The sequence below is a fragment of the Pseudomonas sp. P39-UII1 genome, assembly GCF_039672635.1.
GTDB lineage: Bacteria > Pseudomonadota > Gammaproteobacteria > Pseudomonadales > Pseudomonadaceae > Aquipseudomonas.
In genome coordinates this window covers 378,465-392,113 of record NZ_JBDFPP010000002.1, presented here as the reverse complement: position 1 = coordinate 392,113, position 13,649 = coordinate 378,465, and the positions used below count along the sequence as shown (strand labels likewise).

Annotated in this window: 13 protein-coding genes; 3 read left to right on the top strand and 10 right to left on the bottom strand. The window is 64.9% G+C overall.

All coding sequences use genetic code 11. The features are described 5' to 3' along the window. Window positions 1-2: 2 nt before the first annotated feature. Window positions 3-542, bottom strand: a complete 540-nt coding sequence (locus ABEH27_RS04535) for a chalcone isomerase family protein (RefSeq protein ID WP_346612404.1) — start codon at window positions 540-542, stop codon at window positions 3-5. A gap of 262 nt (window positions 543-804) precedes the next feature. On the opposite strand from ABEH27_RS04535, the gene ABEH27_RS04530 reads away from it, so the two are divergent. From ABEH27_RS04530 to ABEH27_RS04520, 3 genes are all read left to right on the top strand, one after another. Further along, window positions 805-2,103 (top strand): MFS transporter, encoded by a 1,299-nt coding sequence (locus ABEH27_RS04530; RefSeq protein WP_346612403.1) that lies wholly within the window; start codon window positions 805-807, stop codon window positions 2,101-2,103. Window positions 2,104-3,009: 906 nt separating this feature from the next. After that, entirely contained in the window at window positions 3,010-4,368 is a 1,359-nt protein-coding gene (locus ABEH27_RS04525) for an 8-oxoguanine deaminase (protein ID WP_346612402.1), read from the top strand. A 121-nt stretch (window positions 4,369-4,489) separates the two neighbouring features. Further along, window positions 4,490-6,004: a nucleobase:cation symporter-2 family protein gene (locus ABEH27_RS04520; protein WP_346612401.1), complete on the top strand. Its 1,515-nt coding sequence runs from the start codon at window positions 4,490-4,492 to the stop codon at window positions 6,002-6,004. 42 nt (window positions 6,005-6,046) lie between these two features. On the opposite strand, the gene ABEH27_RS04515 is transcribed toward ABEH27_RS04520, so the two are convergent. The 9 genes from ABEH27_RS04515 to ABEH27_RS04475 form a co-directional block, all read right to left on the bottom strand. Next, window positions 6,047-6,745, bottom strand: a complete 699-nt coding sequence (locus ABEH27_RS04515; protein WP_346612400.1) for an anti-sigma factor — start codon at window positions 6,743-6,745, stop codon at window positions 6,047-6,049. After that, window positions 6,742-7,278, bottom strand: a complete 537-nt coding sequence (locus ABEH27_RS04510; protein WP_346612399.1) for a sigma-70 family RNA polymerase sigma factor — start codon at window positions 7,276-7,278, stop codon at window positions 6,742-6,744. The genes ABEH27_RS04515 and ABEH27_RS04510 overlap by 4 nt, the downstream gene beginning before the upstream one ends. Before the next feature lie 90 nt (window positions 7,279-7,368). Beyond that, window positions 7,369-7,902, bottom strand: coding sequence for a DUF3455 domain-containing protein (locus ABEH27_RS04505; protein ID WP_346612398.1), 534 nt, complete (start codon window positions 7,900-7,902; stop codon window positions 7,369-7,371). Window positions 7,903-8,014: 112 nt separating this feature from the next. Then, the gene (gene nhaA, locus ABEH27_RS04500) at window positions 8,015-9,373 is read right to left on the bottom strand and encodes a Na+/H+ antiporter NhaA (protein ID WP_346612397.1); all 1,359 of its coding nucleotides are present in this window, start codon (window positions 9,371-9,373) and stop codon (window positions 8,015-8,017) included. Between the two features lie 154 nt (window positions 9,374-9,527). Next, window positions 9,528-10,058, bottom strand: a complete 531-nt coding sequence (locus tag ABEH27_RS04495) for a PqiC family protein (RefSeq protein ID WP_346612396.1) — start codon at window positions 10,056-10,058, stop codon at window positions 9,528-9,530. Between the two features lie 24 nt (window positions 10,059-10,082). Next, on the bottom strand, window positions 10,083-11,723 hold the full coding sequence (locus ABEH27_RS04490; RefSeq protein ID WP_346612395.1) for an MlaD family protein: 1,641 nt from the start codon (window positions 11,721-11,723) through the stop codon (window positions 10,083-10,085). After that, complete coding sequence (locus ABEH27_RS04485; RefSeq protein ID WP_346612394.1) at window positions 11,707-12,351, bottom strand: paraquat-inducible protein A; 645 nt, start codon at window positions 12,349-12,351, stop codon at window positions 11,707-11,709. The genes ABEH27_RS04490 and ABEH27_RS04485 overlap by 17 nt, the downstream gene beginning before the upstream one ends. Continuing rightward, window positions 12,348-12,944 (bottom strand): paraquat-inducible protein A, encoded by a 597-nt coding sequence (locus ABEH27_RS04480; protein WP_346612532.1) that lies wholly within the window; start codon window positions 12,942-12,944, stop codon window positions 12,348-12,350. The genes ABEH27_RS04485 and ABEH27_RS04480 overlap by 4 nt, the downstream gene beginning before the upstream one ends. Window positions 12,945-12,967: 23 nt before the next feature. Next, window positions 12,968-13,099 (bottom strand): hypothetical protein, encoded by a 132-nt coding sequence (locus ABEH27_RS04475; RefSeq protein WP_346612535.1) that lies wholly within the window; start codon window positions 13,097-13,099, stop codon window positions 12,968-12,970. Window positions 13,100-13,649 lie beyond the last annotated feature (550 nt).

The window sequence follows — 13,649 nt, the reverse complement described above, 5'->3', positions numbered from 1 at the left end:
GTTCACTCTCCTCGATCGTTGCCCGCCAGGCCGAGCAGGCGCTGGCGTAACGCTGGGTCGCGGGCTCGCGGGTCGAGCCAGATAGCGAAGAAGGCGCGGGCGAACGCCGGGTCGGCGACCTCGTGGCGCAGTTGCCCGTCGACATAGAAACGGCTGCCCTGCCCTGGCAGGTACACCCCGGTGATGCGCGTGCCCGGCTGCACATCGACGAACGCCGCCTGCATGGCTTGCGCCCATCGGTCCTGCGTGGGCTGGGGCAATTGCCCGCCACTCAGGCGGCGCATCTCTTCCAGGCTTGCCTGCACCAGCGTGTCGCGCGACAACGCCCGGTGGTAGATCAGCTCCAGGGCGAACGGCGCTTGCCAGCCTTGAGGCGTCCCGGCGCTCCACAAGCGGGCGGTGTAGACCCTGAAGCCAAACCAGGTGAACTCGCCGCTGCCCACCTGGCGCGCGTCGGGCACCGCGGGTCGCCAGTCTGCCGCGGCCGCAAACCCCGCCAACAACAGTACAGCCAGGAGAAACGCACCGCGTCGACGCGCCATGAGAGGGACACCGCAGAACCCTAATGTTGTACAAGTATATTTTCCTGTATAGCTTTTTGCTGCGAGATCGACGCCCATGGCGAAATACATGACGGACGGCATTCGTTCGGTTATCGAACAATAGAGCCATACTCGGCATTGACGGTGCGGGTTTCACTGCTCACCATGCCACGGCCTTGCGAGTGCTCCCTGCCTTGAGCCAAAACCGCGAGCTAGATGCATCCGCCGTTCATTACAATTTCAAGAAACAGGTACATCCGCCATGCCTCCGATTCCCCATGCTTCCATGGGCAGCAAGATTCGCGGCGCCTTTGCCGTCGGCAAGACGCGTTGGGGCATGCTCGCCCTGGTGTTCTTCGCCACCACCCTGAACTACATCGACCGCGCCGCCCTCGGCATCATGCAGCCCATGCTGGCCAAGGACATGAGCTGGACGGCGATGGATTACGCCAACATCAACTTCTGGTTCCAGGTGGGGTATGCCATCGGCTTCCTGCTGCAGGGCCGGCTGATCGACAAGGTCGGGGTCAAACGCGCCTTCTTCGTCGCGGTATTGCTCTGGAGCCTGGCCACGGGCGCCCACGGCCTGGCCACCTCGGCCGCCGGTTTCATGGTCTGCCGCTTCATCCTCGGCCTGACCGAAGCCGCCAACTACCCCGCCTGCGTGAAGACCACGCGCCTGTGGTTCCCTGCCGGTGAACGGGCCATCGCCACCGGGCTGTTCAATGCCGGCACCAACGTTGGCGCGATGATCACCCCGGCACTGCTGCCGGTGATCCTTGCTGCTTGGGGCTGGCAGGCGGCCTTCATCGCCATGGGCTGCCTGGGCCTGGTCTGGGTGATCTTCTGGGGGCTGAAGTACTTCAACCCTGAAGACCACCCGAGCGTGCGCCAGAGCGAGCTGGACTACATTCAGCAAGAGCCGGAGCCTGAGGCCGTGCGTGTGCCCTTCAGCCGCATCCTGCGCATGCGCGGCACCTGGGCCTTCGCCGTGGCGTTCGCGATCACCGCGCCGGTGTTCTGGTTCTACCTGTACTGGCTGCCGCCGTTTCTCAACCAGCAGTACAACCTGGGCATCAGCGTCACCCAGATGGGCATCCCGCTGATACTGATCTGGCTGACGGCCGACTTCGGCAGCATTGGCGGCGGCATCCTCTCGTCGTGGCTGATCGGCCGCGGCGTGCGTGCCACGCGGGCACGGTTGATTTCGATGCTGATCTTCGCCTGCACCATCATCAGCGTGACCTTCGCCGCCCACGCCAGCGACCTGTGGGTCGCGGTGCTGGCCATTGCCGTGGCGGTCGGCGCGCACCAGGCCTGGACGGCAAACATCTGGAGCCTGTTGATGGACTACACGCCCAAGCACCTGGTAAGCACGGTGTTCGGCTTCGGCAGCATGTGCGCGGCCATCGGCGGCATGTTCATGACGCAGATCGTCGGCAGCGTGCTGACCATCACCCACAACAACTACGGCGTGCTGTTCACCATGATCCCGACGATGTACTTCATCGCGCTGGTGTGGCTGTACTTCATGGCGCCGCGCAAGGTCGAAACGGCGTAAGCGCGAGAACGGTTTTCCTCGAAGGGGCCTGCGGGCCTCTTTTTTTTGTATGGGGGGTGGGGGTGCCTGCCTTGGGATCTTTGGTGATGCACAAATCGAGCGCCGCCCGCGCGGCGCATCGCGGGCAAGCCCGCTCCTACATTTGTTGCAACGCGCCGTTCCAGTCAGGCCATGGTTGTCCGCCTTGGCGCATGACTGAAGACAGATGGGGCGTCGGCAGCGCCAGCCGAAAAATTGGGTAATGCCAACAAGGCTGGCAACTATGGCCTCACAGGCCATGGCACGTTGCAACAAATGTGGGAGCGGGCTTGCCCGCGATGCGCCGCGCGGGCGGCGCTCGATCTCAAAGGCGCTGAAGATCCCAAGGCAAGCGCTTCGCGATGCGCCGCGCGGGCGGCGCTCGATCTCAAAGGCGCTAAAGATCTCAAGGCAAGCGCTTCGCGATGCGCCGCGCGGGCGGCGCTCGATTTATGCATCACCGAAAATCCCAAGGCAGGCACCTGGCAGCCAACCCCTTATCTCCCGCCAGCCCCACCCCAACTTTTTCGTATACAAAATCAACCATTCCTGGTTACATTACCCCCGCGCCTACGACACCGGTAATCGCCGCTGCGTATTGCGACAGGCCTGAAGCCATGCACTACCCCTACCCGCTCGCCCTCTCCGAGCCCCCTGCGCGAATCGATGCATTCGCCGCTATTTCGTTACCCCGGCAGCCCACCCTTCGCCCCACGTCGAGCCTATGCGCCTCGACGGCGTCGACGCGCGCGCTGCAGCCCTGACCTACCCTGCCAACCACGCAGTGTTTGCCACACTGCACCTGGTTTCCAGGGCCTGGCTCTAGTCGAAAACCGGGTGTCCATACACACAGATTGCAACCCGCACCCCTCACGGGAAGGAACACCAATGCCCAAGACTTTGCTGATAAAAAACGCCGAACTGCTGGTGACGATGGACGGCGAACGCCGCGAGATCAGACGCGGCGGCGTGTACATCGAAGACAACCTGATCAAGCAGGTCGGCCCCAGCGACGAGCTGCCCCAGCACGCTGACGAAATCCTCGACATGGCCGGCAAGGTGGTCATCCCGGGGTTGGTCAACACCCACCACCACATGTACCAGAGCCTCACCCGTGTGGTGCCAGCAGCCCAGGACGGCGAACTGTTCAACTGGCTGACCAATCTGTACCCGATCTGGGCAAGGCTGACCCCCGAGATGATCGCGGTGTCGACCCAGACGGCCATGGCCGAGCTGATCCTCTCGGGCTGCACCACCTCCAGCGACCACCTGTACATCTACCCCAACGGTTGCAAGCTCGACGACAGCATCCACGCCGCCGGCGAAATCGGCATGCGCTTCCACGCCGCGCGCGGCAGCATGAGCGTCGGCCGCAGCCAGGGCGGGTTGCCGCCGGATTCGGTGGTGGAAAAGGAAAGCGACATCCTCAAGGAATCGCAGCGCCTGATCGAGGACTACCACGACGCCAGCCACGGCTCGATGCTGCGGGTGGTGGTGGCGCCCTGCTCGCCGTTCTCGGTCAGCCGTGACCTGATGCGCGAAGCCGCGGTGCTGGCGCGCAACTACGGGGTGTCGCTGCACACCCACCTGGCCGAAAACGTCAACGACATCGCCTACAGCCGCGAGAAGTTCGGCATGACCCCGGCCGAATACGCCGAAGACCTGGGCTGGGTCGGCCACGATGTGTGGCACGCCCACTGCGTGCAACTCGACCAGCACGGCATCGAGCTGTTCGCCCGCACCGGCACCGGCGTGGCCCACTGCCCATGCTCGAACATGCGCCTGGCCTCGGGCATCGCGCCGATCCGCAAGATGCGCGACCACGGTGTGCCGGTAGGCCTGGGCGTCGATGGTTCGGCCTCCAACGATGGCGCCAGCATGATCGGCGAAGTGCGCCAGGCGCTGTTGCTGCAGCGTGTCGGCTTTGGCCCCGACGCGATGACCGCTCGCGAGGCGCTGGAAATCGCCACGCTCGGCGGCGCCAAAGTGCTCAACCGTAACGACATCGGTGCCCTGGCGCCAGGCATGGTCGCCGACCTGGTGGCCTTCGACCTCGGGCATGTGTCGTACGCCGGTGCTCACCACGACCCGCTGGCGGCGCTGGTGTTCTGCACCCCGACCCAGGTCCACACCAGCGTGATCAACGGGCGTGTGGTGGTCAAGGATGGCCGCATCACCACCGTCGACCTGCCCCTGGTGCTCGAGCGCCACAACCAACTGGCCCGCCACCTGGTCATCGGCGAGTAATGCAAAACGGCCGTTGCGCACTGCAAAGCGCGTAACGGCCAACCCCTGTTCAAGAGTTCACCCACCGCGACTGAAACCGTGCTGTTAGACGCATTAAAAAAACAAAAGCGAGCTACTCACCATGACTTCACCCGCTACACCTCGTCCGGAAGACGAGAACCTCGGCGTTGGCGCCAATGTGGCCTATGGGCTGCAACATGTGCTGACGATGTATGGTGGCATTGTTGCCGTACCGCTGATCATCGGCCAGGCGGCCGGCCTGACCCCGGCTGAAATCGGCCTGCTGATCGCCGCCTCGCTGTTTGCCGGCGGCCTGGCGACGCTTCTGCAGACCCTCGGTATTCCGTTCTTCGGTTGCCAGCTGCCGTTGGTCCAAGGGGTGTCCTTCGCTGGCGTGGCGACCATGATCGCGATCATCGGCAGTGACGGCCGGGTTGGCCTGTCGGTGGTGTTTGGCGCTGTGATCGCGGCGTCATTGATCGGGCTGCTGATCACACCGCTGTTCTCGCGCATCACGAAATATTTCCCACCCCTGGTGACGGGCATCGTCATCACTACCATCGGCCTGACCCTGATGCCGGTCACGGCGCGCTGGGCCATGGGCGGCAACAGCCAGGCAGCAGATTTTGGCAGCACCGCCAACATCGCCCTGGCGGCCTTCACCCTGGCCACCGTGCTGTTGCTGAGCAAGCTGGGCAGCGCCACCCTCTCACGCTTGTCGATCTTGCTGGCGATGGTGATCGGTACGCTGGTGGCCGTGGCCTTTGGCATGGCCGACTTTTCCCATGTGCTGGACGGCACGCTGGTCGCCTTGCCTCAATTGATGCCACTGGGCGCGCCCGAATTCCGGGTTGCGGCGATCATCTCGATGCTGATCGTGATCGTGGTAACCATGGTCGAAACCTCTGCCGACATTCTCGCCGTCGGCGAAATCATCGGCACCAAGGTCGATTCGAAACGGTTGGGTAATGGCTTGCGCGCCGACATGATTTCCAGCGTCTTCGCGCCGGTGTTCGGCTCCTTCACCCAAAGTGCCTTCGCGCAGAACGTCGGCCTGGTTGCCGTGACCGGCGTGAAGAGCCGCTATGTGGTGGCCACCACCGGCCTGATCCTGGTGACCCTTGGCCTGCTGCCGGTAATGGGCCGGCTGATTGCCGCGGTGCCTACCTCGGTGCTGGGCGGCGCGGGCGTGGTGCTGTTCGGCACCGTCGCGGCCAGCGGCATCCGCACCTTGGCCCAGGTGGACTACCGTAACAACATGAACCTGATCATCGTTGCCACCTCGATCGGCTTCGGCATGATCCCGATCGCCGCGCCAGGCTTCTACCACCACTTCCCGGCCTGGTTCGAGACGATCTTCCACTCCGGCATCAGCTCGGCGGCGATCATGGCGATCCTGCTGAATTTGCTGTTCAACCACCTGCGTGCCGGCAACTCCGACCAGCAGTCGGTGTTCGTCGCCGCCAGCGAGCGCACCTTGCGCTACCGCGACATTGCCGGGCTCAATGAAGGTGACTTTTTCCGTGATGGCAAGCTGTTCGACTGTGACGGTAAAGAAGTGCCGATCACCGAGGCCGACGACGGCCACGGCGAGGCTCCGGCGCCGCGCAAGAAGCGCCCTGAGCACGTGCATTGACTGGCAGCGGCGCCCAGGCGCCGCTTTTTTTCGGGGCCGGTTTTACAGCACTTTCACCGCTCGCCCAATGAACTGCACAGGCCCCGTTGGCCGGCCGGTTGGCGAGCCGCCGGCCTTCTCCAGGGTCAACTCGAACAGTTGGTTGGCTTCCAGCGGCGGCAGGTCGTGCGCGGGCACGCGGTATTGCTCACCCGGCTTGACCAGGCCCAACGATACCGGCGCCTGCCACTGCTCGCCTTTGGTCCAGAACTGCAGCACCTTGTCGCTCGGTACCGGGAACTGCCCCAGAGGAATCAGCTGAATGCTGCGCGCGTCGCTGGCCTGCACCACCCAACCTGCAGCACTGTCAGCCGGTGCAACCAGCACCACCAGGTAAGACGGCGCCGGCGCTTGGGTGGTCAGCAGCGTAAATGCCAGCAGCAGGCTCGCAAGCACACCGGCCCCGGCCATGCCTTGCCACAGCGCCAAGCGTTGCCACCAGCGCGGTGGCTGTGCAGGTTGTTGCACATCAAGGCTGCGGTTGATCCGGCGCCACAACCGAGCGCTGGGCGCCACAGGCTCGGCCAGTGCATTGAGCGACAGTAGCCGTTGCTCCCAGGCATCCACGGCGGCACGCAGCTGCACATCTTCGCCGAGGCGCTGATGCACGGCCTGGTGCTGCTCTGCCGACAAGGTGCCCAGCACATATTCCCCGGCAAGCGCGTCGAGCGCTTCTGCCGTTTCGCCCTGCGCTTTCTTCATCCCATGCACTCCCGCAACGCCTTCAGGCTGCGCTTGATCCAGGCCTTGATGGTGCCTAGCGGCGTGTTCAGCAAACTGGCGATCTCGGCATGGCTGCACCCGTCGACATACGCATGCAGGATGCACAGCTTGCGTGCAGGCTCCAGCTGCTCAAGGCAGCGATGAACCTTGGCCGAATCCGCTTGCAGGTCGATATCCCCGGCAAAGGGCGCAGGGGTGAAAGCCGCCTCGTCAAACACCACTTCCCGCCGGGTATCGCGAATGAAGTTGAGCGCCAGATGGCGAGTAACGCTGTAGATCCAGCCACGCGCCGAGCCGCGCGCAGGGTCGAAGCTGGCGGCCCGGGTCCAGATGCGGACAAAGGCGTCGTGCAAGATATCTTCGGCCGTCGCATCGTCGCGGGCGATACGCCGCGCGACGCCCAGCAAGCGTGCGCCCTCCTCCTCGTAGAGTGCATGCAATGCGCGCCGGTCACCCTGCGCGCAAGCCTGGAGGCAACGTTGATAATCGAACGGAGGCAAAGGTGAGTTCAATGCAAGGTCCCTGGGCGGCACCCCAGCCAAGTGACCGGGGCTTGTCGATAGCGTAGACGCCAGCCACTCACCTGCCTGGTTCGGTCACCTTCATTTTGCCGCCCAGAAGATGTAGTCAGCCTGGTAGTCGACGACTTTGCGCTCGCCCTTGTTCTGCGCCGCGCAGGCGCTTGCCGGCGCCACGCCGCCACGGGTGGCCAGGCGCTGGATGAAGCTTACGCCGGTCATGGCGCCTTTGCCCTCGGCCGGGTTGGCCTGCACCAGCTGGTAAGGCAGGTCGCCCTTGGCCGCTGGCGCGATGGCCAACTGGGTGCCGGTGACCTTCGAGCCGTCCTTCGCCTGCCAGGTGGCGGGCGGCCCGAAGTAGTCGCCCACTGGCTTGCCGGCCCTGTCGTTGAGCACGGCCTTGGGGCCGACGAAGGTCCATTCGGTTTGGCCCGGCGCATTGGCTTTGTCGCGGCATTCGTAGGTGATCTGGCCGACACCGACGGTCTCGAGCATGACCGAATGGCCGTCCGGCACCTTGACGGCGTCAGGTACTGAGGATTGAGCGTGGGCGGCCTGGTTGGCCAGTATCAGCACAAGGCCGCCGGCAAGCATCAGCAGGGTAACGGGGCTATTCATGGGGCACATCTCCTGGCGAGTAATCGACAGCGCGAAGTCGCGCTGCCTGTAATACCCGCCAGGATGCTGTTTGGATGCACCCCTCCGATAACTATTTCGAGGGGCGCTGCAATCAGCCGGCTGCAGCCCGCACAGCCGAGGCTGCCTTGCGCAGGCTCCAGACGCCCCACGCCAGGCCGATCACCGCCGCGGTGACGGAGCCCGACAGCACGCCGAGTTTCGCTGCGCCCAGCGCGCCAGGGTCAGCGAAGGCCAGGTTGGCGATGAAGATCGACATGGTGAAGCCGATACCCGCCAGCAGCCCGATCAGGGTGATGCCACGCCAGGTGACACCGGCCGGCAGCGCACACCAACCCAGGCGCACCATCAGCCAACTGACGCTGACAATACCCAACGGCTTGCCGGCGACCAACGCAACGGCAACGGCAACCATCACCCAGAACGGCCCATCGGCCGACAGGTCGACACCGGACAACCCGACACCGGCGTTGGCCAGGGCAAACAGCGGCATGATCGCGTAGGCCACCCATGGGTGCAGGGTGCCTTGCACACGGGTCACTGGCGGCACCAGCTCACGCTGGGCCAGGCGCAGGTGTTTCAGCGGGCTCATGAGCTGGCTGGCATCACGCTCCGGTGCCTTTGCGCGGCCCAGCAGGTCGTCGGTGAAGCGGCTGACGGCCTCCAGCGGGCGCTCGCTCAGCGGCATCGCCTTCACCGGCGTCATCAGCCCCAACGCCACACCCGCCAAGGTGGGGTGGGCACCGGTCATCAGTACGCCCAGCCAGGTGATGAAGCCGGGGATGATGTAGGCATAGGCCGAGCCGACGCCGATCTTCTGCAGGCCGAGCACCAGCAGCAGGCCGATGGCGGCAACGCCCAGGCCACTGTAATCGAGGCCACCGGAGTAGAAGAAGGCAATGATCAGCACGGCAATGATGTCGTCGATGATCGCCAGGGCCAGCAGAAACACCCGCACATTGGACGGGATCGACTTGCCCAGCAGCGCCAGCACACCCACCGCAAAGGCGATGTCGGTGGCGGTGGGCACCGCCCAGCCCTGGTGGTCGGCCGGGCCATGGTTGAACGCCAGGTAGATCAGTGCAGGCACCGCCACCCCGCCGACGGCCGCGGCCATCGGCAGCGTGGCCTGGCGCAGGCTGGACAGCGCCCCTTCATGGATTTCGCGGCGGATTTCCATGCCCACCACCAGGAAGAAGATGGTCATCAGGCCATCGTTGATCCAGAAGTGCAGTGACTGTGAGTACACCAGCGAGCCGATGCCGAAGGTGATGGGCGTGTGCCAGAGGGCATCGTAGCTGTCAGCGGCGGGCGAATTCGCCCAGATCAACGCCGCCACGGCGGCGATCAGCAGCACGATACCGCTCACGGCCTCGATGTGCAGGAAGCGCTCGAAGTTGGCAAAAGCGCGCAGGGCAATGCGCTGGGCGCGAGGGATTACATGTTTTTGCATGGGTGCAAGAACTCCCGCTGGCGGCCCGACCGGCGTAGTTGTTTAACCTGCATCACTGCTCCGTGCAGCTAGCACCCGGGCGGCATTCTAGCGGAAAACCTGCCTGTCGTGTGCACAACCCGTTTATCAGCAACCTGCCTGCTGCGGCTGAACGCTACGATCTCGGGCAACCGGCTGCACTCGCGCGCACCGCGCTGGCCAGCTTCTGCAGATTGGCCTGCTGGGCGCCGACCAGGCTGCCGATGCTGTTTTGCGCGGGGGTTTGCACCGAGGTCCGGCACGTCATCTCAGCCTGGCCAGGGCGTTGCAGGCGCCACACCGTTTCCAGCAGTGCGTACTGCCCCGGGACCGAGTCGAACCGCTGCACATCCACCCGCAACAGTGCCCTGGGCGTGCCGCCCGCCGGCCCGCCGAGCTGGTCCTGCAAGGCGCTGCGGAACTCATCGACCAGGTTGGCCCCCCACCATTCGGTTTCCAGGATCACCAGCCCGCTCGTGCCCTGGCGTATCACCAGTTGTGGGCGGTCCACCTGCGGCGGCACGCTGACCCGCTCGACCAGGATCTTCTCTCCCGTACTGCGGCTCGGCTGAGCGGCAACCAGGGTGTGATAGTTGTTGGGCGCGCTGCGACAGCCCGCGGTCAGCACCACCAGCGTGGCCAGCAACAGGGTAGGCAGCGTGCGCATTGGCTCATACTCCTTGGGGCATGCTCAGGGTTTGACGTCGTCCGCGCCCGCAGCCTTCGGCCGCCCGCGAATCAGCGATTCAGGGTGACGGCCCAGGTAGTCCGCCAAGTCGCGCAACGAGCGCGACATGCGTTCCAGCTCCTGCAGCGTATCGCCGAGTTTTTCCCGCTGCGGCGAGTTTTCGGCGATCGCCGAATTGGCCGTGCGCAGGGTCTTCTGCAGTTCATCCAGGGTGGTCGTCAGGCCCGGCAGGGTCTGCCCGTCAACCCGCTTGGCGGCGCTGCGCAGCTCGCGCAGCGTGCCATCGAGGTTGCCGGCGATGCTTTCGAGCGGCAGCTTGCCGATGCGCTCGAGCACACCCTGCAGCTGCTCCTGGAGTTTTTCCAGGCTGCCGGGCACGGTGGGGATGACGATCGGGTCGGCGCTCATGTCGAAGGCGACCTTGGGCGCCTCAGGGTAGAAGTCCAGCGAGATGAACATCTGCCCGGTGATCAGGTTGCCGCTGCGGGCCTGGGCGCGCAGGCCGTGCTCGACGAACGTACCGATCAGTTGCCGGGCACCGGCGGCGTCGCCCTCGGTGTGCTTGAACACCTTGAGCATCTTCTGGTGCACGGGGCCCAGGCGCTGGGGGTAGATGGCCGCATCCACCACAACGGGGAAGCTCTGTTTTTTCGGGTCGTAATCCAGGGTGATCGACGTCACCCGGCCGAACTCCACGCCCTTGAATTCCACCGGCGCCCCCACTGACAGCCCACGCATCGACTGGTCAAAGCGCAGGCGCAGGTATTGCGCCTTGCCAGTTGGCGGTGCCAGGGCCGCATCGCGGTCGGCGAACAGCTCGAAGGCCTGCTGGTCGACAGCGGCCTCTGCGGGCGCTGCGTATTCGGGCGTGCCGAAGGCCAGCCCGCCCATGAGGATCGACGATAACGACTGGGTCTCGACCTTCAGCCCGTTGGCCCCGATCTGCATGTCGATGCCGCTGGCGTTCCAGAACCGCGTGTCGAGCGTGACGAACGCATCGTAGGGCGACTGCACGAAGATATCGATGGCCACACCCCTGCCGTCGGGCTTGATCGCATAAGACACCACCTCGCCCACCGGGATACGGCGGAAATAGATCGATGAGCCGATGTCCAGCGAGCCCAGGTCATTGGCGCTGAGCACGAAGCGCTTGCCCTTCTCGCCGTAGGTGATGGGCGGTGGCGACTCAAGCCCGACGAAGGTTTTTTCAGGCTTTTTCGACTCGCCGGCATCGGCACCGATGAAGCTGCCCGACAGCAACGTGTCGATCCCCGAGATGCCGCCGGCGCCGATGCGCGGGCGCACCACCCAGTAGCGCGCGCCGTCGGTGGCGAACGACTCTGCCTCCTTGGACAGTTCGACCTTGGCCACCACGCCCTTGCGGTCCTCGGTCAGCTCCACCGTGGTCACTTCGCCGATCACCACGCTGCGGTAACGCACCTGGGTCTTGTGCGCCACCAGGCCCTCGCCGCTACGAAATGAAATGCTGATCACCGGCCCTTGCTCCATCCAGTTACGCACCACCAGCGAGGCGCCGACCAGCAGTGCCAGCACCGGGACGATCCACACCAGCGAGACACTGAAGCGCCGTGTGCGCACCTGCGCCTGGCCGGGCCGTGCGTGGTTCTCAGTCTCCAGCGCCATCGCCGTGCTCCCCATGGTGTGGTTGGTCGTCCCAGATCAGGCGTGGGTCGAAGCTCATGGCCGCGAACATGGTCAGCACCACCACCAGGCCGAAAAACAGAATGCCGGGGCGCGGCTCGATGGTGCCCAGCCCGCGCAGCTGCACCAGCGCAGCCACCAGCGCCACCACCATGACGTCGAGCATCGACCAGTAGCCGATCAGCTCGACGCAGCGAAACAGCTGCGAGCGCTGCCGCCGTGCCCACTGGCTATGGCGCTGGGCAGTGAACAGCAGCAGCCCGAGGGAGACGAACTTGATCGCCGGCACGCCGATGCTGGCGATGAAGATGATCAGCGCGATGTCCCACGCGCCGGCCTCCCAGAACTCCAACACGCCGCCAACGATAGTGCTGTCGCTGCCCTGGCCGAGCATTTCGGTGTTCATCACCGGCAACACGTTGGCCGGTACATAGAAGATCAACGCCGCGAACAGAAACGCCCAGCCACGGGCGATGGGGTTGGCCTTGCGCCGGTGCAGTGGCGCGCCACAGCGGTCGCACTGGTGCTGGCCCAGGCGCAGGTCACAGGCCTGCCCGCAGCCATGGCACAGGCACAGGCCCAGCTCGCCGGCCAGCGCCGGGGCACTCATACCTGCCCCCACAGGTCGCGGATGTCGCGCCCGGCAATGAAGATCATCAACACGCTCAACACCGCCAAGGCGATCAGCCCGATGCCCGGAATCACATCGAGCAGGCCCGCCAGTTTGATCACCGCAACCATCGCCCCCAGCAGGCATACCTCCAGCATGCTCCAGGGCCGCAGTTTTTCCAGCGCCCGCATGCAGCTGGCAAAGCCGGGGGCACGGCGCCCACCCACGGCAAAACCCAGCACCCAGCACAGCAGGGCAATCTGCAGCACCGGGGCGAAAATGATCGCCAGCGCCAGCACCAGGGCAATGAAGGTGATGCTGCCTTGGCTGAGCACCAGCACCGAATCCCACAAGGTCGCCGAGTTGCTCAGGCCGCCCATGCTGATGGTCATCACCGGGTAGGCATTGGCGAACACCAGCAGCACCCCACCGGTCACGCACAGCGCCAGGCGCTGTTGCATATTCAACGGGTTGTGGCGGTACAGCACGCCGCCGCAGCGCAGGCATGACGCGCTCTGGTGGCGCTGCAGGGGTGCGCGCTGGTAGACCGCGTCGCAGTACTCGCAAATGATCACGTCATCTGCCCTGTGCAGCGCTGCGCCTGCATCAGTACCCTTCATGGCGCGACGACTCGTGGGCCGCTGGCAGGGCCGTCGTCGACCCACTGCCAGAACAGCATGTAACCCACCGCCAGGATCACCGGCCCGATGAACAGCCCGATGAAGCCGCCCGTGAAGTCTCGTACCATGGGATTCTCCAGGTAGCCCAATCTGCGCGCAGTGGAGCCTGTTTGCCCAGGCCTCAAAAGCGCGACCTGACATCGCGGTGCATGGAGCACTGCTTCACCCTAGTACAGGTCGATCGCTTTTGCGCAGCGCGTGAAGCGCTTGCCTTGGGATCTTCAGCGCCCTTGAGATCGAGCGCCGCCCGCGCGGCGCATCGCGGGCAAGCCCGCTCCTACATTTGTTGCAACGTGCCGTTCCAGCCAGGCCATGGTTGTTCGCCTTGGCGCATGGCTGAAGACAGGTGAGGCGCCGGCAGCGCCAGCCGAAAAATCGCGTCATGCCAACAAGGCTGGCAACTATGGCCTCACAGGCCATGGCACGTTGCAACAAATGTAGGAGCGGGCTTGCCCGCGATGCGCCGCGCGGGCGGCGCTCGATATACGCCACACCGCAACTCGCACGACATGCACCTCAAGTGCGAGCCGCGCAACCCGTGGGCGTCTCCGAAGGTGCATGAACAAATCTTCATGTGGCCGTGAACCCCCTGACGGCGGGCTGAAGCGCCGACCCCGG

What these genes read in the sequence shown, in the direction of transcription:
- ABEH27_RS04525 (WP_346612402.1), top strand. Translation starts at nt 3,010, where the DNA reads ATGCCCAAGACTTTGCTGATAAAAAACGCCGAACTGCTGGTGACGATG.
- ABEH27_RS04515 (WP_346612400.1), bottom strand. Translation starts at nt 6,745, where the DNA reads ATGAAGAAAGCGCAGGGCGAAACGGCAGAAGCGCTCGACGCGCTTGCC.
- ABEH27_RS04485 (WP_346612394.1), bottom strand. Translation starts at nt 12,351, where the DNA reads ATGAGTGCCCCGGCGCTGGCCGGCGAGCTGGGCCTGTGCCTGTGCCAT.
- ABEH27_RS04520 (WP_346612401.1), top strand. Translation starts at nt 4,490, where the DNA reads ATGACTTCACCCGCTACACCTCGTCCGGAAGACGAGAACCTCGGCGTT.
- ABEH27_RS04490 (WP_346612395.1), bottom strand. Translation starts at nt 11,723, where the DNA reads ATGGCGCTGGAGACTGAGAACCACGCACGGCCCGGCCAGGCGCAGGTG.
- ABEH27_RS04505 (WP_346612398.1), bottom strand. Translation starts at nt 7,902, where the DNA reads ATGAATAGCCCCGTTACCCTGCTGATGCTTGCCGGCGGCCTTGTGCTG.
- ABEH27_RS04535 (WP_346612404.1), bottom strand. Translation starts at nt 542, where the DNA reads ATGGCGCGTCGACGCGGTGCGTTTCTCCTGGCTGTACTGTTGTTGGCG.
- ABEH27_RS04495 (WP_346612396.1), bottom strand. Translation starts at nt 10,058, where the DNA reads ATGCGCACGCTGCCTACCCTGTTGCTGGCCACGCTGGTGGTGCTGACC.
- nhaA (WP_346612397.1), bottom strand. Translation starts at nt 9,373, where the DNA reads ATGCAAAAACATGTAATCCCTCGCGCCCAGCGCATTGCCCTGCGCGCT.
- ABEH27_RS04475 (WP_346612535.1), bottom strand. Translation starts at nt 13,099, where the DNA reads ATGGTACGAGACTTCACGGGCGGCTTCATCGGGCTGTTCATCGGGCCG.
- ABEH27_RS04530 (WP_346612403.1), top strand. Translation starts at nt 805, where the DNA reads ATGCCTCCGATTCCCCATGCTTCCATGGGCAGCAAGATTCGCGGCGCC.